Source organism: Bartonella sp. CM120XJJH (genome assembly GCF_042194715.1).
In the GTDB taxonomy this organism is placed as follows: domain Bacteria; phylum Pseudomonadota; class Alphaproteobacteria; order Rhizobiales; family Rhizobiaceae; genus Bartonella.
Window position 1 is genome coordinate 1 of sequence record NZ_JBHINE010000119.1, and the last position, 670, is coordinate 670.

2 pseudogenes are annotated in these 670 nt (G+C 44.9%); both read right to left on the minus strand.

The annotated features are described in order from the left end of the window. Positions 1–253, minus strand: a pseudogene (locus ACFIKU_RS10110) (hypothetical protein); the annotation flags it as partial. Next, a pseudogene (locus ACFIKU_RS10115) lies at positions 253–670 on the minus strand (hypothetical protein); the annotation flags it as partial. The pseudogenes ACFIKU_RS10115 and ACFIKU_RS10110, both read right to left, overlap by 1 nt.

The following is a 670-nucleotide window of genomic DNA, read 5'->3' on the forward strand; positions in this document are numbered from 1 at the left end:
CACAAATCAGTGCGCGCTTCTTTCCTAAAACTGTCTGCTGTATCTGGGTCGTGAATGCCGCTAAGACGCGCTCGTCATCATCCAAAACAAGCCATAACTGTTTCTTGCCACTGCAAATCGCTTCCATAAGCTCTTGCAACGTGATTTCATGTTTGAAACGTTCCACATACTCTCTAAAAGATTCAATGATGTCTTCCAGATAAGGCGCTATACGCTCCATATCCCAAGACGTGGTCAAAAAAACTTTTGCCATTATCCTCTGCCTAAAGGACGTAAATCCACATTAAACCCTGTGATATGGTTCCAATGAACGCCTTCAGGAATGCGTAATTTAAAGCGGTGATAACGATTGCGCGAACGACCATGATAAGCACCCGTAAGATAAGAACACACCCTCTCCTTGTGCCATGTGATCGGCATCTGATGATTACGAAGCCGACGTTCCCCTATGCTTAAAAGACCTTCCGTCGTATCAACTTCGGCAAACATTTTCGTGATAAAGTTAAAACTTCCATCTGGTGCTCCCATTTCTTGCGAAACAACCGTTGCTTCCATCGGTGCACCTGTAAACATAACAAGTCTATTTTCATCATCAAAAGCACCAAGCATGGGAGCGCCACTTTGCCAACGGGGGCTGTCTAAAGAAGCCGGCAAGGACTCAAGATTGATT